This is a genomic window from Hydrogenophaga sp. 5NK40-0174 (genome assembly GCF_040372165.1).
Taxonomy (GTDB): domain Bacteria; phylum Pseudomonadota; class Gammaproteobacteria; order Burkholderiales; family Burkholderiaceae_C; genus Hydrogenophaga.
In genome coordinates this window covers 553,949-574,092 of the sequence record NZ_BAABWG010000003.1, presented here as the reverse complement: position 1 = coordinate 574,092, position 20,144 = coordinate 553,949, and the positions used below count along the sequence as shown (strand labels likewise).

General features: G+C 63.8%; 16 protein-coding genes. 12 read left to right on the top strand and 4 right to left on the bottom strand.

Translation table 11 applies throughout. From position 1 onward, the window contains the following. Positions 1–4: 4 nt before the first annotated feature. The 11 genes from mshL to ABWV89_RS12190 all read left to right on the top strand — a co-directional run bounded on the left by mshL (position 5) and on the right by ABWV89_RS12190 (position 14,260). Positions 5–1,741: a pilus (MSHA type) biogenesis protein MshL gene (mshL, locus tag ABWV89_RS12240; protein WP_353397066.1), complete on the top strand. Its 1,737-nt coding sequence runs from the start codon at positions 5–7 to the stop codon at positions 1,739–1,741. Beyond that, entirely contained in the window at positions 1,738–2,781 is a 1,044-nt protein-coding gene (locus ABWV89_RS12235) for a tetratricopeptide repeat protein (protein ID WP_353397065.1), read from the top strand. Before mshL ends, ABWV89_RS12235 begins: the two co-directional genes overlap by 4 nt. Beyond that, a complete protein-coding gene (locus ABWV89_RS12230; RefSeq protein ID WP_353397064.1) occupies positions 2,778–4,304 on the top strand; it encodes an ExeA family protein in 1,527 nt (508 codons plus the stop codon). Before ABWV89_RS12235 ends, ABWV89_RS12230 begins: the two co-directional genes overlap by 4 nt. Then, positions 4,282–5,964 (top strand): GspE/PulE family protein, encoded by a 1,683-nt coding sequence (locus ABWV89_RS12225; protein ID WP_353397063.1) that lies wholly within the window; start codon positions 4,282–4,284, stop codon positions 5,962–5,964. Before ABWV89_RS12230 ends, ABWV89_RS12225 begins: the two co-directional genes overlap by 23 nt. 3 nt (positions 5,965–5,967) lie before the next feature. Next, positions 5,968–7,236, top strand: a complete 1,269-nt coding sequence (locus ABWV89_RS12220) for a type II secretion system F family protein (protein WP_353397062.1) — start codon at positions 5,968–5,970, stop codon at positions 7,234–7,236. A gap of 2 nt (positions 7,237–7,238) precedes the next feature. Continuing rightward, a complete protein-coding gene (locus ABWV89_RS12215; RefSeq protein ID WP_353397061.1) occupies positions 7,239–9,548 on the top strand; it encodes a DNA repair protein RecN in 2,310 nt (769 codons plus the stop codon). Then, a complete protein-coding gene (locus ABWV89_RS12210; protein ID WP_353397060.1) occupies positions 9,545–10,786 on the top strand; it encodes a type II secretion system protein in 1,242 nt (413 codons plus the stop codon). The genes ABWV89_RS12215 and ABWV89_RS12210 overlap by 4 nt, the downstream gene beginning before the upstream one ends. Next, positions 10,783–12,141: a type II secretion system protein gene (locus ABWV89_RS12205; protein WP_353397059.1), complete on the top strand. Its 1,359-nt coding sequence runs from the start codon at positions 10,783–10,785 to the stop codon at positions 12,139–12,141. The genes ABWV89_RS12210 and ABWV89_RS12205 overlap by 4 nt, the downstream gene beginning before the upstream one ends. 24 nt (positions 12,142–12,165) lie before the next feature. Beyond that, positions 12,166–12,894 (top strand): prepilin-type N-terminal cleavage/methylation domain-containing protein, encoded by a 729-nt coding sequence (locus ABWV89_RS12200; RefSeq protein ID WP_353397057.1) that lies wholly within the window; start codon positions 12,166–12,168, stop codon positions 12,892–12,894. A gap of 221 nt (positions 12,895–13,115) precedes the next feature. Beyond that, complete coding sequence (locus tag ABWV89_RS12195; RefSeq protein ID WP_353397055.1) at positions 13,116–13,559, top strand: hypothetical protein; 444 nt, start codon at positions 13,116–13,118, stop codon at positions 13,557–13,559. 266 nt (positions 13,560–13,825) lie between these two features. Continuing rightward, positions 13,826–14,260 carry a hypothetical protein gene (locus tag ABWV89_RS12190; protein WP_353397053.1) on the top strand — a complete coding sequence of 145 codons (435 nt, stop codon included), beginning with the start codon at positions 13,826–13,828 and terminating at the stop codon, positions 14,258–14,260. A gap of 15 nt (positions 14,261–14,275) precedes the next feature. On the opposite strand, the gene alr is transcribed toward ABWV89_RS12190, so the two are convergent. The 3 genes from alr to ABWV89_RS12175 form a co-directional block, all read right to left on the bottom strand. After that, complete coding sequence (alr, locus tag ABWV89_RS12185; RefSeq protein WP_353397051.1) at positions 14,276–15,430, bottom strand: alanine racemase; 1,155 nt, start codon at positions 15,428–15,430, stop codon at positions 14,276–14,278. Between the two features lie 74 nt (positions 15,431–15,504). Continuing rightward, a complete protein-coding gene (locus tag ABWV89_RS12180) occupies positions 15,505–16,524 on the bottom strand; it encodes a DUF6976 family protein (protein ID WP_353397049.1) in 1,020 nt (339 codons plus the stop codon). 20 nt (positions 16,525–16,544) lie between these two features. Continuing rightward, complete coding sequence (locus ABWV89_RS12175) at positions 16,545–17,306, bottom strand: hypothetical protein (RefSeq protein ID WP_353397047.1); 762 nt, start codon at positions 17,304–17,306, stop codon at positions 16,545–16,547. 380 nt (positions 17,307–17,686) lie between these two features. Here ABWV89_RS12175 and lplT point away from each other — a divergent pair, with 380 nt between their 5' ends. Further along, positions 17,687–18,970 carry a lysophospholipid transporter LplT gene (lplT, locus tag ABWV89_RS12170; protein WP_353397046.1) on the top strand — a complete coding sequence of 428 codons (1,284 nt, stop codon included), beginning with the start codon at positions 17,687–17,689 and terminating at the stop codon, positions 18,968–18,970. 35 nt (positions 18,971–19,005) lie between these two features. On the opposite strand, the gene ABWV89_RS12165 is transcribed toward lplT, so the two are convergent. Next, positions 19,006–20,142 carry a PleD family two-component system response regulator gene (locus ABWV89_RS12165; RefSeq protein WP_353397044.1) on the bottom strand — a complete coding sequence of 379 codons (1,137 nt, stop codon included), beginning with the start codon at positions 20,140–20,142 and terminating at the stop codon, positions 19,006–19,008. Between the last annotated feature and the right edge of the window lie 2 nt (positions 20,143–20,144).

Below are 20,144 nucleotides of genomic sequence, written 5' to 3'. Positions count from 1 at the left end.
ATTCATGTCCCAACCTTCACTGCCCTCCACCGCATCGAGCAAAGCCATGCATCAGAAAAACAGAATTTCGCGACTGTCGGGTCTGTCCGGCCTGACCGGTACTGCCCTTGTGGCGACGACCTTGCTGGCCGGCTGCGTCGCGCCTCCACACCAGAGCGCCAAGAACCTGCAGGACCCGGAGACGGCCAAGCTCCAGCGCATGCAGGAAGTGGCCGCGGCAGAGTCGGCCAAGCTGCTGGCCCAGCAGAAAGCCCTGCTGGAGGCCGTGCGTCAGCGTGGTGAGGTCAAGGCCCTGGCACCGGCTGCGCCAGCCTACGACCCGCTCGAAGGCAAGACGATCAGCATGGCCATCTCCAACGGCACCATCAGCCAGATCCTGACCGCGTTTGCCGACTCGGCCAAGATGAACCTGATCGTCGATCCCGAGGTGAGCCGCCGCGACGAACTGACCAACATGTACCTCAAGGACGTGTCCTTGCGCGAAGCCTTCAACGAACTGATGCAGACGTTTGACGTCTCGGGCGAGATCCGCAACCAGACCATCCGGATCAAGGCCAATGAAGAAAAGTTCTTCTCGCTGAATTTCCTGAACATCAACGCGCAGATGTCGCTCAACTCCGGTGGCAACGTCTTCGGCTCCAACTCCGATGGTGGCAACTCCGCCATCGCAGGCAGCCTGTCGATGAACGCATCGGCAGCACAGCGCTCGGACCCGTACACCGAGATGGAGAACAACCTCAAGTCCATGCTGGGCGATGGTGCAGGTGTTGCCCCCAAATCGGGCGCTGCAGCCAACGAAGAGGAAAGCGCACGTCTGACGCGATCCTTCACGCTCAACCGCACTTCGGGCACCTTGTTTGTCCGCGCCCGCCCTTCGCAGATGCGTGCGGTGGAGAGCATGATCAAGCGCACGCAGGACATGCTGACCAAGCAGGTCTACATCGAGGCGCAGCTGATCGATGTCCAGCTGGCCGACGGCTACAAGTGGGGCATCAACTGGAGCCAGTTGCGCAGCCGTCTGGCGCTCAACTTCGGTTCTGAAGCGATGCAGCTGCTGGGCAACCAGGTCACCCTGCCGGAGTCCGGCCGCCCCTACCCTGCTTCGAGCCTGACCATTCCCGCACGCGCCGTCGGCACGAGCGACGGGCTGGTTGGTGGCGGTCTGGCCTACCAGGACAGCCGCGGCTCCACCATCATCAACGCACTGCGCAGTTTTGGTGACCTGCGCGTACTGTCCAACCCCAACATCCAGGTGCGCAACGGCACGCCGGCGATGCTCTCGGTCGGTACCAGCCAACGCTATGTGGCGCGCTCCAGCTCTGCCGAGAACAACGTGGGCGGCGGTGCCACCACCACCTCTTCCGAAGTGCAAACCGATTCGGTGTTCTCAGGCGTGATGGTCGGTGTGCTGCCCATGATGCGCGACGACGGCCGCATCGAGCTGCTGATCAACCCGGTGCAAAGTGAAGTGGACCCGGAGAGCCTGGCACTGGTCAACGTAAATGAAACCAACAGCGTCACGCTGCCCAAGGTGGACTACAAGGGTCTGACCACCACACTCAACGTCAACAACGGTGACGTGGTGGTGATCGGTGGCCTGATCGACCAGACCAGCAGCCGCAACAACAGCGGCGTGCCTTACCTGGCTGACATCCCCTTCTTCGGCAAGCTGGTCGACCATGAAGGCCAGAGCAGCCTGTCCCGTGAACTGATCATCGTGCTGCGCGTGCACCTGCTATGAGCCTCGTCTACCAGGCGCTCAAGCAGACACAGGAGCAACAGCGCGCCCCTGCCGCCGCTGCGCCTGCCCGTACTGCAGACCCTGTTCGCCCCACCGCCCACACCAACACGGTTCCTGGCGCCTCCGCCCCTCGGCGCTGGGGGCTGGTGTGGGCGGGCGTGGCCCTTGCCGGCGTTGGCGTAGCCAGTGGGGTCGTCATCGCCCAATGGGGGCAGGACACGAGCGCCGAGGCGACGGCCGCCAACACTGCAACGTCAACATCGCCCGCGCCCGCTGTGGCCACGCCCGCAGCTGCCACGCCTGCTGCTCCGGCTCCGGCGACACCTCCTACCCCGGCAGCGCAAGCGCTGCCAAAAGCCAGTGCGCCAGTGCAGCTGCCTGCCGCACAGCGCAAACCATTGCCGGCCTCGCCAACGGAAAGCGACAACACCACCCGCACGGCACCGCCGAGCACTGTAGCCTCGCCGGCCGCCGAGAAGCCCACGGCCACACTGGCACCAGTGCCGGCAGAATCACCTGCACCGCAAGTCGCGGTCAAGTCCGCTGCGCCGGTGGCACAGCCATCACCAGCACCGGCGCCGGCAGTGACTCCCACGCCAACGCTGAAGATGTCCACCAGCTTGCCGCAAGTGAAGGCGGCTGCGGACGCCGATCCATCGGTGCGGCCAGCGGCTGACCTGGCCACTGTCTTCCGTGACCTGAACAATGCCCTGGCACTGAACAACGCCAAGCATGCTGGCGAGGCACTGGCGACCATTCGCGCCAGCCTGCCTGCGACGTCGGTGGCACGCTTGCGTGCCGAGGCCTGGTATGCGTTCCAGACCAATGACCTGCCGACCGCTCGCGACCACTACCAAAGCCTGCTGGAGAAGCTGCCAGGCGATGAGCAGGCCAGCCTCAACCTGGCGGCACTGGAGCGTCAGGCACAGCGTCCGCAGCAGGCGCAGGAAGTGCTGCAACAAGCGCTGCGACACAATCCGAACGCCGAGACCATCCGCACCGCCCTGAGCCAGATCAAGGGCACGGGAGGCTTGCGATGAGTACGCGCAACAGCCAACTGGATGCGCTGGGCCTCTCGCGCAACCCCTTCCCATACACACCCGACGCCCAGTGCTATTACTGGACGCCACACCTGGAAGAGCAGGTCACCGAGCTCGTGCACTGCATCGAGTCGCGCAAGGGCTTCCTGCTGCTCACGGCCGAGGTGGGCATGGGCAAGAGCACGCTGGTGCGCCGCCTCATGGCCAACCTTGAGAGCGCCAACGTGGTCTCCGCCATGGTGTTCAACACCTTCCTGCAGGGACCGGAGCTGCTGGCCGCCGTGCTGCAGGATTTCGGGCTGGAGAGCACCGGCACCATGGCGACCGACATCGGGACGCTCAACGAGTTCCTGCTGGCCAACCACCGCGACGGCAAGACCTGCCTGTTGATCATCGACGACGCACAAAATCTCTCGGACGACTCTCTCGAGCTCATCCGCTTGCTGTGCAACCTGGAAACCGATGTAGAGAAGCTGCTGCAGATTCTGCTGGTGGGTCAGCCGGAACTGGAGGATTCCCTGGCCAAGCACAGCTTGCGCCAGTTGCGCAGCCGCCTGGTGATGCATTCTCGGCTGCAGGTGCTGGGCAGCACAGAGTTGGCCGACTATGTGCGTTTCCGGCTCTCTTCTGCCGGCGACGACAACACCATTGCCGTCAACACCGACGCGTGCCAACGCCTGTGGCGGGAGACACAAGGTGTGCCGCGGCGTGTGCACCAGATCATGGACCGCTGCCTTTACGGGCTGGTCGCCCGCAACACCCGTGTCATCGACGACACGCTGATGCAGGCCGCCATCGAGGACAGCCGGGTCACGCTCACGGGGCCCGCACCGGTCGACACCCCGCCCGTCACGAATGCCGGCAAGCCTGCAGCCAACGGCTCGCCATGGGCATGGGTGGCCGCGGGTGCCTTTCTGGCCATGACCGGTTTCGCTGTCTGGCAAAAGCTCAACCTGCCGGGCCAGGCCCATGCAGCGGCGGTGGCGCCACCGGCCAAAGTACAGACGAACGGACAGGCCACAGCGCCCAGCGCCCCCGACAACGCACAAGAGAGCAGCAGCGGCGCAGCAGCAGCCGAAGGTGCTGACAGCGCGACAGCAACAACAGCGACCGAAGCGCCTGCCCGCATGGACTCGTGCGACGACGCCAGCCACGTGTGGCCTGAGGGGCACATGGTCGTGAGCCAACCTCTGGGCGAGACCACGTTGTCCCTCATGGGCGAACGACTGGCCCAGCTCGACGACGCTTGCATGAGCGAGCGCAACGGACAGACCTGGATGACCTGGAGCACACCCACTGCCGGCTATGCGCTGACTGACCGCATCACGGCCGCCCGCCTCCAGATTGCACTGACACATTACGGCAGCCTGTTGCCCTCCGACGTTGATGGCGTCTGGGGCAGCCGAAGCCGTGCCGGATTGATGCAGTTCCAGTCCAGCCTTGGCATCGCGCCCACGGGCGAGATGGACCCGATCAGCGGACTGTTGCTTGAGAAGTTTTATGTCAACACAAAACAGCCTTGAAGACATGGACGCCACCGCCGGCGCCAACGCACCCAAAGCCAGTTTCAGCGAGATGCTGATTCAAAGTGGTCTGGTCAGTCAGGTGGTGATCGACTATGCGCGACAAAAGCAGCAGGTCGAGGGACAAAAGCTGGGCCGGATGCTGGTCGAGTTGGGTTTCATCAGCGCCAAGGATCTGGCACGCCAGCTCGCCGTTCAGCGCGGCATCGAGTTTCGCGAAGTGCCTGCGGTGGACCCCGCCGTCGCTGCAGCCTTCAATCGCAGTCTTTGCCTGACGCACAATTTTCTGCCCGTCGGCCGGGAAGGCGACAAGATTCGCGTCCTGCTCGGTGACGCAGAGCCCGAAGCCGTCGCGGCGGTCGTGCAGCGGCGTGTCGGCCAGGCGGTGGTGTTCTGGCAAGGCGAGTTTTTCGCAGTGGTGGATGCCATCCACCAGCACTACTACTTCCAGGAAAACCCTGTCGAGTCGCTGATCGATTCGGAAGTGAGGCGCCTGAGCGATGACCGCGATCACGCCTACAGCCCGGACAGGCTGATGAACCTGATCCTGCACACCGCAGTGCGCGAGCGCGCCACGGATGTGCACCTGGCGCCCACAGCCCACAGCCGCACCGTGCTGATGCGCGTCGATGGCGTGCTGCGCCCGATGTTTGCCATGCCACCGTCTCTGGACCGCCTGGTGGCCTACATCAAGCTCAAGGCCGACATGGATGCCAGCGAGCAGCGCCTGCCTCAGGACGGCAGCTTCACCATCGACCTGATGAACGCAGCCTATACGGTGCGTGTCTCGACCGTGATCACCGAGTTCGGCGAGCGGATGGCCTTGCGCCTGCTGGCCGAACGCAGCGATCTGGATCGCCTGCAAGACCTGGGCTTTCTGCCCGAAGACGTGGCCGAGATGGAGCAGGCCTTTGCCCGCCCGCACGGCATGATTCTCATCACCGGTCCGACCGGTTCCGGCAAGAGCACCACTTTGCATGCTGCCCTGCGTGTGCAGCCACTGGTGGAGCGCAACGTGCTGACCGTGGAAGACCCGGTGGAATACCGCGTGCCTGTGGCCGGACAGACAGAAGTGAACCGCCGCGCCGGCTACGACTTCGCCAGCGCCATGCGCCATTTCCTGCGGCATGACCCCGACATCATCCTGCTGGGCGAGATTCGCGACTCGGAGACCGCGCGCGCGGCACTGGATGCGGCTTCCACCGGTCACCTGGTGCTCTCCACGCTGCACGTGGGCGGCATCTTTGGCGTGGTGCCACGCCTGCGCCTTCTGGGAGTGGACTCGGAGACCGTGGCAGAAAACCTGGTCGCCATCATCAACCAGCGACTGGTGCGCTGCATCTGCCCGCACTGCAAGACCGAACACGCCGCCACTGACGCAGAGCGCGCGTGGCTGGGCGAGAGCGTGGCCACGCTCTGGCACGGAGCGGGCTGCACACATTGCCGCGGCACCGGCTACCGTGGCCGGATTCCGGTCTACGAGATGCTGACCATCCAGCGCGAGCTGGCCGACGCCATCGTCAGCGACGCGCCGCGCGCGCGGTTGCGCGAGCTGGCCACTGCCAGCGGCCTCAAGCCCTTGTCCCGCATGTCCAGACACCGCGTGCTCAACGGCGAGACCACGATGGAAGAAATCCAGCGTGCCACAGGACTGGACTGACGCATGAGCGCCGAATTTCGCACCTATTACTACCGGGTCCTGCTGCCTCACGGCAAGGTCAAGTCCGGCTTCATCCGACAGCTGGTGGAGCGTGACCATTCGGTCAGGCTCCGCCTGGAAGCCCAGTTTGATGGCACGGTCCTCACACTCAAGCGCATGCCGCGCTGGGTGGCGGCTTTGTCCGACCTGCGCTCCGGTATCGCACGGCACCAGGTGCGGCCACACGACCTGGCCGGATTTTTGCGCGACATGGGCATCATGCTCGAAGCAGGCGTGCCCATGATGGAGGCGCTCAAGACACTGGTCGAAGATGAAGCCGGAGACCGCGGCGTGGCCGAGATCGCCCGTCGTGTGCAAAGCGACCTCACCGCCGGCATGCGCATGCCGCAGTCCTTCGAGCGACATCCGGACATCTTTCCCGAGACCGTGCGCAACCTCGCCGAGATCGGTGACCAGTCCGGTACGCTGGCCAAGATGCTGCTGGAGTCGGCCTCGCACGTCGAGCGCCTGATCGACATCAAGCGCGACATCCGCACCGCCATGATCTACCCGGCCATGGTGTTCGCCACCGTGATCGCCGTGGGCTTCTTCTGGCTGTACTACGTGGTGCCCAATCTGGCCCAGCTGTTCAAGCAGCTGCACGCCAAACTGCCACCGTTGACGCAATGGGTGATCGCCGTCTCCGATGCGCTGGTGCATTACCTGATCATCTTTGTCGTGGTGGTGGTGCTGCTCATCATCTTCCTGATCTGGCTCTACCGTTCCTGGGGCAGGTTCCGCAGCAAGACACACCACTGGATGCACCGCCTGCCGATTCTGCGCACGCTCTCCACTTCGTCTGGCATGGCCTTCATCAGCGAGCACCTGGCACTGCTGGTGCGTGCCGGCCTGGACTTCATGACCAGCCTGGATGTGCTGGCCCGCGCCACCACAGACCACTACTACCGCGAACGCCTGATCAAGGTGCGCGAAGGCGTGGCACGCGGCGAGGGCATCGGTGCCTCCATGCGACGTGTGGGCGGTTTCCCGGCCATGGCAGTGCGCATGATCTCCGTGGGTGAGGAATCGGGCTCACTGGGCGACCAGCTGGACCGGCTCGCCGCCGAGTTCCGCAAGCGGCTCGACGTGGTGGTCAAGTCACTGGGCGAGATCATCAAACCCGCCCTGATCCTCGTGGCCGGCGGTTTGTTCATCTTCCTGATCGTGGCACTGCTGCTGCCGATCTACGACCTGGTTCGCCAGTCGGTCAGTCACTCGCTCGGAGGGGGTTGAGCATGACACACCAGAACAGCACCATCCTGAAGCACAGGCCTCGTCATCGGCCACCGGCGGCACTGCGCCGTGGTGAGCTTGGCCTCAGCCTGCTTCAGGTCATGCTGTTCGTCATGGTGCTCGCTGGCCTGGCGGCGGTGGGCTACATGCAGTGGCTCACCCGTCAGGCCGAGCAGACCTCGACGCAGGAAGTGCGCTCGCTCACACAGGCCGATACAGCCATCAAGACCTTTGCCACGGTGATGCACCGTCTGCCCTGCCCGGATGTGAACCGTGACGGACTCGAAGACTGCGCCGCGACCGACCAGAAGGGCTGGCTGCCCAGCGTGAGCCTGCGCCTGGCCGGTGCCGATTCGGGCGTGGGCATCGGGCAGTTGCGCTACCTCGTGCAACGCGGCGGCGGCGCATTTGACCTGACGGTGCTCACTGACAGCTGGCGCCCGGTGGAATACAACGGCACCACCGGCACGTTTGACAACATGCTGTCCACCACGGCCGGTGGCGGCACTTATCAGGCCAACATCCTCACCCTGACCGATCTGTGTCAGCGCCTGCGCACGGGCGAAAGCCAGGTCGCGACCGCAGCCATGGCCAGCGTGCTCTCTGCACCGGTTCGGCCCGTGGCCTATGCGCTGGCACACCCGGGCGTGGAGGACGACGATGGCAACGGCGACCTCTTCGACGGCACCAATGGCAATGTCAATGCCCGCTTCGAAGACCCGCAACGAAGCCACACGCTGGCCAGCTACGACGACATAGTTTTCGAGCGCTCCTACGCCAGCCTGCGCAGCCACTTCCGCTGCGACACCTTGACCAACTCCATCGACACCGTGGCCCTGGGCCTCGATGTGGTCAGCCAGGTGGACGACATTCGCGAGCGCCACATCGGCGACGCGGAGCAAGCCATCATCTTCGCAGCCATCGGTGCGGCCATCACAGCCATGGAGCTGGCCGCCGCCATTGCCGAGGCGGCGTCCGACAGCGGCAATGCCGCCGCCGAGTTCGCCACCTGTGCAGCCTCGCTGGGCCTGGCCGTCAACGCCTGTGCCGCGGCCCCTCAGCACGTCGCCACGGCCATCGCCGCTGGTGCCTCCGCCTATCTTCAGATCGCCTCGATCGCGCTGAACATCACGGCGGCGATCAAGGCCGGAGAAGCGCTGGCGCTGGCCAACAACAGTGTCACGCCAGGCGAGATACCGTGCGACCCGGCTGACGTCACCGACGCCATGAACGCGGCAAAGGAAGACTGGGACAAACAGATTGCCAACGTGGCCAAAGTGGAGGGCGAACTGGCCGCGCTGATCACCCAGTACAACAACGCCAACGCCCGACGCACCAGCAACATCAACTCCATCTACGCCGCAGCGCGCCTGGGTGGCACCTCGTCGGCCATTGATGGCTACGTGACGGCGGTGATCGCCGCCGCAGGTGGATACAGCGATGCATCGGCCGCCTACGAAGCCGCCCGGCTGGAGACACAATACAACTCCGAGTCGCTTCAGAACTGGCGCGACACGGTCTCCGACTACGAATACAAGATCGCCAACCGCGAGGCGACGCTGGCGGCCAAAGAGGCCCGCCTGGCCCAGGTCAACGCTCTGCTCGACCCCTTCGTCTGTACCCTTCCGCTGGGCCTCGGCTGCGACGACCTCCAGGATGATCTCGAGCAAGAGCAATTCATCCTCGAAGGCGAAATCCAGGAGCTGCAGGACGTTGAAACGCTCGAAGCCGGTCTGGCTGAGGCCGAGAAGAAAGTGACCGAGTTTGAGGCGGGCCTGGCCGCCGCCCAGACCGCTGAAGCCGCAGCGCTCACGGCCAACAACAATGCCCGGACCGGCTACGCGACTGCGTATTCGACGCTGATCGCCCAGAGCTACGGCCCGTACAACACCACCCACAGCAGCGGCACCATCGTGGCCTGCACACCGGTCATTGGTCAGCCCGCATGCCCCACTGGCAGCGCGCAGAGTTCGGGCAACGTGGCCTATTGGCTGGCCGAGCTGTTCGGCACTCGCCAGGACTTTCCGCCCTTCGTCTTCTACCAGCGCGTCGACAACGGCGCCGGCCAGCCTGGCACCGACAGCGTCTACCTCTTCCCGGAGAAGATCCAGCAGCAGATCGACGCCAAGGAAGAAGAGCTGGAAGAGGCCAGGGAGCTGCGCGACAAGGCCAAGCTCAACTATGACCGGCTCAAGGAGAAAAACGACAGCCCCGACCCTTGCAACATCACGGGCAGCGGCGTCGATCCGCTCTCGCCCACGACGATCAACTCCCTGCTGATCAACACGGACCTCAAGGGAGGTACCCGATGAGCATGCGCTGGTTCAAGCGCTCGCCACACGCAAGGCATCCAGGCCGGCAGTCCGGCTTTTCGCTGATCGAACTCGGCATTTCGCTGATCATCGTCGGCATCATCGGCGTGCTGGTCTGGCGCTGGGTAGCCGCTTCACAGGCTCCGCTGGTGGTGGAAGACATGCAGCGTGAGCTCAACGAAGCACAGTCGGCACTGGAAGGCTTTGTGCTGGCGAACGGCCGCATGCCTTGCCCGGCAGCAGACACCGGCGGCAACGAGGCGTGCGGCAATGCCGCAGCAGTCCAGTTCCCCTGGCGCACCTTGCGCGCACGCAGTGACCTCGGCCAGCTCCGCTACGGCGTGAACCGTGGCGGTGGAGCAGACCTGGCAGTGGCACCGGCAGCCACCATCGCACCGGACCTGAACATCGACTTCTCCGGTGTGGCCAATCCGGCGCAAGACGCGGCCACGGCACCCACCGCCAATACCGCCGCCACGCGTGTCAACAACCTGATCGCGGAAGCACAGGCGCGGCGCGCCACGGCCAACGGGCTGGACTGGTGCCGGGTGCTGCGCCGCTTCGGCAACAATCCGATGGCAGCCAACACCTTGCGTGTCGGCAACCCAGCCAACAACATGTCGGTGGCGTTCATCCTCGTGCATCCGGGCCTGAACGGTCAGTACGACGGCAGCAATCAAGCCGGCGGCGTTGGTGCGTACCGGTATGACTTTCCCGGCCGCGCACAGGATGCCACCTTCGACGACCTGAGCCTGGCCGCCGGCCCGACCGATCTGGCCAGCCGCATCGGCTGCACCCGTGCACTGAGTGCCGCGCAGGCCGCCGCCCAGGGCGCGTACGCCCAGTACGACAACGCGCGCGTCATCCAGGAGTACTGGGCTTTCCGTGTCATCGATGTCCAAGCCTCCGAGTCCGACGTGCAAAGTGCCCAGTTCGGCAAGGACATGGCTGATCTGGAAGTCCTGATTGCCATCGCGAGTCAGGCCGTTTCGCTGGCTTCGGCCGCCAATACCGAAGGCATCACCGCCCCCATGGTGATCATCGCCGCGGCCAACCTGGCGTCGTCCATCGCCGCCGCCGCACTCGCAGCAGAGTCGCTGGCCGACGCCGAAGACCGCCTGGATTTTGCCGAAGCCAAGCTCGGCGCCATGGACGCCTACGCTGCGCGTGTGTACACGGAGTTCGGTGACAGCCTGCGCCGCGCCATCGACCTGGACATCAAGGGGCTGAACCCATGAACACGAACATGAACATGGCGATGTCCATGCGCAACACCTCTCGCCCGCTCGCAGGTTCGCGCGGCTTCACCCTGGTGGAAATTGCCATCACGCTGGTGGCGCTGGGCATCATCCTGCTGGGCGCAGTGGTGTTCTGGCAGCAGTCCGCACGCGAGCGCGTATCGGCCCAGCAGCAGGACGTGCAGCTGCAGGCGCGCGAAGCCGTGGTCGGGTTTGCCTACGCGCAGTACCGGCTGCCCTGCCCGGCAGCGGATGCCAACGGCGTGGAGTCATGCGCGGCCGGAGGCGGCCTGCGGCAGGTGGGCTTTGTGCCATGGCGCACGCTCGGCCTGCCCCGGCCCGAAGCCGGCCGCCTGCGCTATGGCGTCTATCGCGAGGCGAACGTCTCCACGCCACAGGACCGCGATCTGGCGGTGGCGACCGACCGCATGAACCCTCTGTGGCGGCCCACGCCCAGCCCCACGCCGAGCAACAATGATGCCCCCAACCCCAATGCGCCCACATTGGTGGCGCCTTCTGCGGGCCTGCTGGGCGCTACCCAGTCGGGCAACGATGCCAACCCCCTGAATGCCGCCTGCGATGCCACCGCTTCGCAGCCTTGTCCGCTCGGTGGAGCGCAATCTGTCAATGTGGTGGACCTGTGTCTGGCGCTCAACACTTCATCGTTTGCGGTCACTTCACCTGCTGCGCAGCTGGGTCTGACCGATGCCGGCAACCGCCGCTCAGTGGCCTTTGCCATCGTGGCGCCCGGGCTGCTCGACGCGGACGGCAACGGGAATTTCTTCGATGGCGCCAACGCGACCGCCACGGACGCTAACCCCACCTTCGAAGGCCGGGAAGTCCCCCAAACGGTCGCTTATGACGACAAAGTGCTGGCCGTGAGCCACACCGAGCTGTTCGCCGAGTTGAGCTGCGGCGCCGGCCTGTCGACCGCACTGCACAGTCACTTCGCGACCGCCACCGGCGCCTTCGTGCTCGAACGCGCGTTCTACGACTACCGCGACCAGCTGGATGTGGCTGTGGCCCTGGCGATTGCCGATGAGTTTGCGGCCATTGCCAGCGTCGCCTCTGCAGCGGCGGGTGTGGTCGACGCTGCGCAGGCGCTCGGATCTGCCATCGCCGACACCACCATGAGCGTAGGCGCACGGGCATTCCAGATTGGTCTGGCCGCCGTCGGTGTCGCCGCGGCCGCGGTGGCGACAGCGGCATCGGTGACCACTCTTATCGACGCCGTGGCCTCGCGCGAGTCGGCCGAGCAAGACCACTCGGACTTTGCTGCCAACACCACCGCCATGACCACGCTGGCGGCATCGATCAACGAAAACACTCTGCGAGCCGACGCCATCGGCTTCTGAGCACTCAAGCCTCTGAGCGAAACCATGAACGCACGACCTCTCCAACACCCATCGTCTTCACGACGCCGCCAGCACGGCTTCTCGCTGCTGGAACTGGGCGTGGTGCTGCTCGTCATCGGTTTGCTGCTGGGCGCCGTGGCCATCGGTCGCGACCTGCAACGCTCGGCGGCCAATCAGCGCCTCTCCACCGACTTTGTCCAGGGATGGCAGCTGGCCTACGAGGGCTATGTCAACGGCGTGGGCTACCCGCCGGGCGACAACCCGGCCGCACCCACCGGCCGCGTCAATGGCAATGTGGCACCAGCCGGCACCGTGTTGTGTGGCAACGGCATGATCAACACCTTCCTCGCTGCCGGCATTCGCCTGCCGGAAGGTCGGACGGAAGGCCAGCCTGACCGCTATGTCTACCTCGACAGCAACGGCAACCCGCAGGAGGTGCAAGTGTGCTTCCAGAGCGTGAACTGGGCCGAAGCCGGCGCAGCGGTGGGGGCATACGTCACGCGTCCGCGCAACGTCATGGTCATGCGCAACGTCACCGGCTCGCTGGCCGGCATGCTGGACCAGCAGATCGATGGCAAGAGCGATGCCCGGTTCGGGCGCTTTCGGGACATCGCGCAAGCCAACGCCGTGGCCGTGGTGGCCGGGCAGATCTGGCCTGTGGACGACCGCATGACCTTTGGCACCGTGGTGGCCAACACCCGCGATGAAGACCAGGTGGCCGTCACCACGGCCTACTTCCAGATGTTCCGCTGAGCACGGAGGCATGCGTTCCCGGCCAGCATGGCCAGGGTGCGCACCACATGTGAGCCAAAAGCCAACAGCTGGCCGCGCCAGAGCGGAAATTTGGGGCCTTTTGCACTGGTACCCGTTGGTTCTTCCGTACAATAGTTTCAGTCTGTCACATATTGACTGGAAGCCGGTCTGTGCCGCAAAGCCGGCAGACCGATTGTTTTTGACTCAAGGGAGAAGAAGCCATGAATGCACCAGTGCGCGTGCTCAAAGCCATTGTTTTGTCTGCAGCAGTTGTCGCTCTTGCGGCGTGCGGCGACGGGGGGGATGACGGAGACTCCGGAAAGACCCACTCCTTCGCCGGCAAATACAACCTGTCCATGTCCAAGACGACTGACACCTGCGGCATCACCCAATCGGCGCTGGTGGGTCAGCAAACCGTTGAGCAAAACGGCGAAGAAATCACGGTCCGCGAAGACGGCCTGAACATGGTGGGTAAGGTGTCCGCCGAAGGCAACGGCTTCGACGCCTTGGGGCAGATGGTTGAAAGCGGGGTTCTGATCGATACCACCATGCGCTACGTCACCACCGATACCAAGGGCAAGTACTCCACCATGCTGAAGCTGGTGGCCAACTACAAGGGCGTGAGCTGCGAGGTCATTTACCAGGGCACCGCGACCCGCCTGTAAGCCCTGACTGCCTGCACCCGTCCGAAAAAGCCTGCGCGAAAGCTGCAGGCTTTTTTGCGTCCTCCTGCATCAGCGACCCTTCACCAAAACAGAGTAGCAATTGATCAACTGCCACGGAAAGCGGGTGTCAGCCTCCATACACTGACGGTCGAAAAATACAGACATGGCAGCACGACGGGCAGTGCTTTTGACACACCCGGCTTTGCACATTCAAGGGAGGAAACGCGATGCTCGACTTGGGCAAAACATGCCGCTTGGCATTGACTGTGGCAGCCACCGCAAGCTTGGTGGCTTGTGGTGGTGGCGCCGACGAGGGAGCCGATGCCAACACAGGTGACGGCGCAACGTCCGGGCGGTCCTATGCCGGGAAGTACTCACTGGAGATGGTCTACACGCAAGACACGTGCTACTCCCGGGTCTCGGAAGAAACTGACGGTTTGGACGTCGTGACACAGTACGGAAACAAGGTTGTCCTTCAGGAAGGTGACAAGCTTGAGTTGACAGGCACCACATTTGCCGACGGCAAGGGCTTCTCTGTTTCTTTTCAGGGCGGCAAGAACGACTTCTACAAGAGCATTGAAGTGGTCTATTCCGCCACCGCCAAGGAAAAGGTGTTCAACGTGAAGTACACACTCGTTGCCGACGAAGACCGACGACTGTGCACCTACGTCGCCGAAGGCACTGCCACGCGCATGTACTGACCGGTCTCAACCCTCTCAGGCCCGGTCCTTGACGCCAAACCCCACCCGCTGCGCCACCGCGCACAGTAGCTCATAGGAGATGGTGCCGGCAGCAAAGGCCACTTCATCCACGGGCAACACAGCCCCCGGCTTCTCCTGGCTTTCGCCCCACAGCACCACTTCGCTGCCGATGCCAGCACTCACACCTGCGTCATCGAGTGGTGACAGGTCAACGGTGATCATGTCCATGCTCACGCGCCCCACCGTGCGCGTGCGTTGGCCGGCCACCAACATCGGGGTACCGGTGCCTGCGTGTCGTGGATAACCGTCGGCATAGCCGCAGGCAACCACGCCGATGCGCATGGACTTGTCGGCCACGAAGGTGGAGCCATAGCCCACTGAATCGCCCGGCTGCAGGCGCTGCTCGCCAATGATGCGGCTGGTCAGGTGCATGGTGGGGCGCAAATCCCAGCCGGCTGCCGTGTGCCCGGGATAGTCTGGCGCACTGCCATACAGCGCAATGCCTTCACGCACCCAGTCGGCGGCCAGGTTGTTCACTCCCAGGCCTTGCAATGGGTCGCCAGCATGGCGAAGAATACCGGCGCTGTTGCATAGGGTGCGCTCCCCCGGCAGGTCGGCCGTCGCGGCTTCAAACGCCTTGACCTGGTGGGCCACGCCGTTTTGCCCGAATCGCTCGCCGTCAGCGTCGCTGAAATGGGTCATCAGCGATATTTCGTCCACTTGCGGCAAGGCGTTCAGGCGTGCCCATGCGGCGCGAAATGCAGTGGGCGCAAAGCCCAGTCGATTCATGCCGGAGTTGAGCTTGAGAAACACGCGGTGTGGATGCAGGGTCTTGTGCGCCGCCAGCCAGTCGATCTGCTCGTTGCAGTGCACCGCATGCCACAAGTGCAGACGCGAGCACAGTTCCAGATCGCGCGCTTCAAAGACACCTTCCAGTAGCAGGATGGGGCCACGCCAGTCGAGCGCGCGAAGTCGCTCGGCCTCTGCCAGATCCACCACCGCAAAACCATCTGCCGCTCGCAAGGATTCGAACACCCGCTCGATGCCGTGGCCATAGGCATTGGCTTTCACCACCGCCCAGACGCGCGCATCGGGCGCTCTCAGGCGGGCCTGTTCCAGGTTATGGCGAAGAGCCGGGAGGTCAACGGTGGCAACTATGGGGCGTGGCATCTTGCCCCATAGTGTGCCCGAAAAGGCGCGTCTCCCACGGCCCAAATGCGCAGAAGACGCCTGTTCCCTCAGCGTCAGATCGTCTCGAGCGAGACGTAGACCATGGTCTGGTTGAGCAACTGATAGGCGATTTCGCCAAACGTCATCGGGCCGGTGACGGTGCCGGTCCGCTTGCCTTCGAGCTCACCGTAGAGGTAGTTGAGAATGCAGTTGCAGGCCCAGCCCGCGTTCTGGGCATCTTGTGGCATGGCGCCGGCAAATGCCTTGGCATAGTCCGGCACAGGGCGTGCAATGCGGTAGTCAATGTCGTCAAACACCGGCGCGTAGAAGTCCACCACACCATTGGCTTCGTCCACCGCCTTGAAAGACACGTTGATCATGGCGCCCGAGTAATCGGCGACCAGCGGTAGCCGCGTATCGATCTTGTTCTCGGTGAGGTACTGCGCCAGGTTGGCCATGCGCCCGTTGACGGTGCACTCCTTGGCGGAGAAGCCGGTGGACGGGAAGCGGATGACATCGCCATCGCCCTGTTCAAACAGGTTGAGTATTTCGATGCGGGGGTAGATGGACTCTGGCAAGGGCACATGCATGGCCAGTGCCTTGGTGGTGGAGAATTCCAGGGTCTGGCCATTGGCCAGCACTGGCGCTGCCGAGCCGAGGTCGTCCAGGTGGATGCCGGCGATCCAGCCCACCAGTGGCTTGAGATACATGTCTTCGTAGGATGGCGCCTCACGTGCAAACGAGGAATGCACGTCAGAGAAGGCGGGCACGATGAGCACGCTCAGACCGTTGGACGGCCCGTCAAGTGCAACGTTCCTGAGCGTATTGACGTCGTACCAGCGCAGCGTCGGTGCTGTGTCCATGACCGGCATCTGGGAAACAAACAGGCGGTCGCGCGATGTGGCGCCACCGGTTTGTCCCATGAAGTAGGGAATGCTGCCGGCCATCCAGTTGCCGGCCGGCAGTTGGCGCAGCAGCGATTCGTCTGCAGCGATCGAAAGGTACAGACCGGAGCCGATGGCCATTTTGGCCTCGTCCAGCGTCATCAAGGTACCGCTGCCGGGAATCTGGGCAGGTGCGGTTCTGGCGTTCATGCGTTGGTTCTCCCTGTGTATCACGCGGCCGAGCGGATCTGCGACAACTCGTGGCCCAGCACGCGCTGGTTCTTCACGAAGTAGCGGTGCAGGTCGCGCATCTTGAGCATGCGCACCTCGTCATCGGTGATCAGCTCCATTTGCGAGCGGGTTCGCGTGAGCATGAGCTTGAGACTGAGCACCTTGATGTCGAGCGAGACATCGCCTTCGAGCAGACGCTGCCATACCGGATTGGTCACATCTGGCACATCGGTGGCAGCGTTGCCTGCCGCCGCGGCGCCAGCGGCCTGCGGTTTGGCTGCGACCGGCTCGGCCTGCATTTCCTTGGGAGCAGCTGCCTCGGCCTCCGCTGCACTGACCGTGGTGCGGCCGTTGTCCAGTGCATAGCGGTAGCGCCAGACATCTTGCAGCGTGAGTTCGAGCAACTTGCACACAACAGCCAGGGACAGGCCTTCGTTGAACAGGGTGAACACGCGGTTGGCCAGTGCCCGTGTGAACGGCATGCCGATATCACCTGTCCAGGCCAGGTTGCGGGTGTCCATTCCGTGCGGCACCGACACATGCAATTGCAGTTTCAGTGGTCCGAACGATACGTGCTGCCAATGGTGTTCCGTGGACGGCCGTGCGGGCTTTTTCTCGCGTCCGAACCAGCCGCGCTCCACTTCTTCGCCGATCCAGATGTCGATGCGACGCTTGCGCAGGTCGAGGTGGTATTCACGCACTTCCCACGGCCGCTCGATCATGAGCAATTGGCGCAGCAGCGCCTTGTCGATACTGATCATTTGCCTGTCTCCGTTTTATATGTCTTGGATGGCGCACCGCATCGTGGGGGGACACGCCTGACAAAAGACTGGCAAGCACCGTACCAACCCGTGACAAGATAACAATGTCACACTCCAACTGCCCCAGAAATACGGTCTGCTGCAAGTCGGCACAACTCCTGCCGATACAGAAGGGAACGGTGTTTCATGTCGCAACACCAGCGTCTATCGAATTCGCAGCACTTGGTCTGCCTGACTGCGTACTTTCGCCCTACGTCTTTTCCCTAGGATGCCCGTGCTATAACCTTCAACGCGGACACGCACCCGATGCCACCACTTTTTAGCGTTCCGTTGACTGAACAGCAAAGCCAAGCGCTCAGAAGAAATCTAATCCATCGCCCATGAAGCGCGGCTTCTACACCATCATGACGGCGCAGTTTTTCAGCTCTCTGGCTGACAACGCGCTGTTTGTCACAGCCATCGAGCTGCTGCGGGGCATGGGTGCGCCCGAATGGCAGAGTGCCGCACTGGTGCCCCTGTTTGCACTGTTCTATGTTGCACTGGCTCCCTTTGTGGGCGCGATTGCCGACGCTCACCCCAAAGGCAGGGTCATGTTCGTCAGCAATGCAATCAAGGTGGTGGGCTGTGTGCTGATGCTCACAGGCGTGCACCCGCTGCTCGCCTACACCCTGGTGGGCCTGGGTGCTGCTGCTTACTCGCCAGCCAAATACGGCATCCTGACCGAGTTGCTGCCGCCATCCCAGCTGGTCAAGGCCAACGGCTGGATCGAGGGCCTGACCATCGCGTCCATCATTCTCGGTGTGCTGCTCGGCGGACAACTGGTGAGCCCGCACCTGGTCGACAAGGTCTCGGCTGTCGAGTTTCTGCGCGTGGACCAGTGGGCCACCTACCCGGCAGAGATTGGTGTTGCCCTGCTGGTGCTGGTGTACGCCGTGGCGGCTGCCTTCAATCTGCGCATTCCACGCACAGGTGTGGCTGCGCGCCCCATGCCCAAGAATCCGTTGAGCCTGCTGCCCGATTTCTGGCGCTGCAACTCGCGCCTGTGGAAGGACCGGCTGGGCCAGATTTCGCTGGCCACCACCACCCTGTTCTGGGGCGTCTCGGGCAACCTGCGCTACATCGTGCTCGCCTGGGCTGCCGTGGCACTGGGCTACGACACCACCAAGGCCTCGGCACTGGTCGGTGTGGTCGCGCTTGGCACTGCCGTGGGCGCAGTGGTCGCTTCGGTGCGCATGCGGCTGGACCAGGCCACCAGCGTGATGCCACTGGGCATTGCGATGGGTGTGCTGGTCATGCTGATGAATGTGATCGACAACCTCTGGATGGCCGCTCCGTTCCTGGTGGTGCTCGGCGGCATTGGCGGTTATCTGGTGGTCCCCATGAACGCCTTGCTCCAGCACCGCGGACACAACCTGATGGGTGCTGGTCGCTCCATTGCGGTACAGAACTTCAACGAGCAGGCCTGCATTCTCGGCCTGGGCGGCCTCTACAGTTTCTCCACCGGTGCCGGTCTTTCAGCTTACGGTGCCATCACGATCTTCGGCCTGATGGTGGCCGGCTTCATGTGGTGGATCATGCGCTGGCACAAGCACAATGAACGCGAGCACCCGCACGAGCTCGAGCGCCTGCTGGAGATTGCGCGCCGCGACGATCTGCACGGCTGAGAGCCCGACGCTGATCGTGCACTGCCGGAGTGCCGTCAGAGCACGCCGCCTGTGGTCTCGAAGCCTTCTTCTTCCAGTACGTTGTTGCGGGTGAGTGCGCGATAAAAATCGGCTTCGTCGACCGCCCGGGGCAAGAACGCATCACAACCGGCCAAGCCTGCCTTGATCCGGTCCATGCCACCGCCATTGCCCGACATGAGAAACACCACGGGTGCATCTCCGGCCGTCGTCTTGCGCCCCTTGGCCGTGCGACAAAGCGAGAAAGCGTCTGGCTGACCCGTGACCCGCTCGACAATCACCAGACGGTAATGGTGCGCCTTGAGCATGACCAGCGCCTGCGATCCCTGGCGCGACCAGTCTGCGCGCAAGCCATATCGGCCAAGGCGCTGGTGCAGCACGCGGCCTTCGGCGAGGTTCTCGCTGATGATCAGCACATCACCACGCTGCACACCGGCGAGCCTGGCGGACTTGACGGGTGGCCTGGTGAGCCGCCCCAACCCGCTTGAAGGGGGCCCGCTGCGATCCAGCGGGCGCAGTGCAGGCGCATCGTCCAGCCCCATCAAGCCTGACATGCTCATCATGTCCGATGGCTCGTCGTCTTGCTGCACGGCTTGCAAATGCCGCCCGCCTGGCAGCTGATCGACAGACATCGGTTCAGTCAGTGCAAAGTCGCGACGCGGCACACGGTCTGCGCCGGGTTGCGCGCTCAGGGCCGGCGGAGGCGCCTTCGCAGGGTTGGCCGGCCGCATGCTGTCGTTGAGCGCCTGAAACTGCGAGCGCGTGAACGGCTGCGTCGGAGCGAATGCCGGAGGCTTGGACGCCGCCGGCCTGGGCGCTGGCGTTGCCGCCTTGTCGCTGCCGCGCGAGAAACCCATCAGTTTGTCCAGCGCGTTGAGCACACCGACCAGCTTGACCGGTTTGTTCTGTAGCGGCCAGCCGGTGCCACCATCGCTGTAGCCGACGAGCAGCACTTTGGCAGGAAGGGCCGCCTCGCGCACCAGACGCAGGGCGTCAGCATTGTCAGCGTTGACGATCAGGGCTTGCGCGTCCATCACTTCGTCCTGAACCGCATAGGCAGGCGCACGCCGCGCTGCCAAGCGAAAAAAAGACTCCAGCGTGGCGGCTTCTGCAGGCAAAAAGCCCACCAGCGCGAGTGAGTACGCGTTCTCCATCC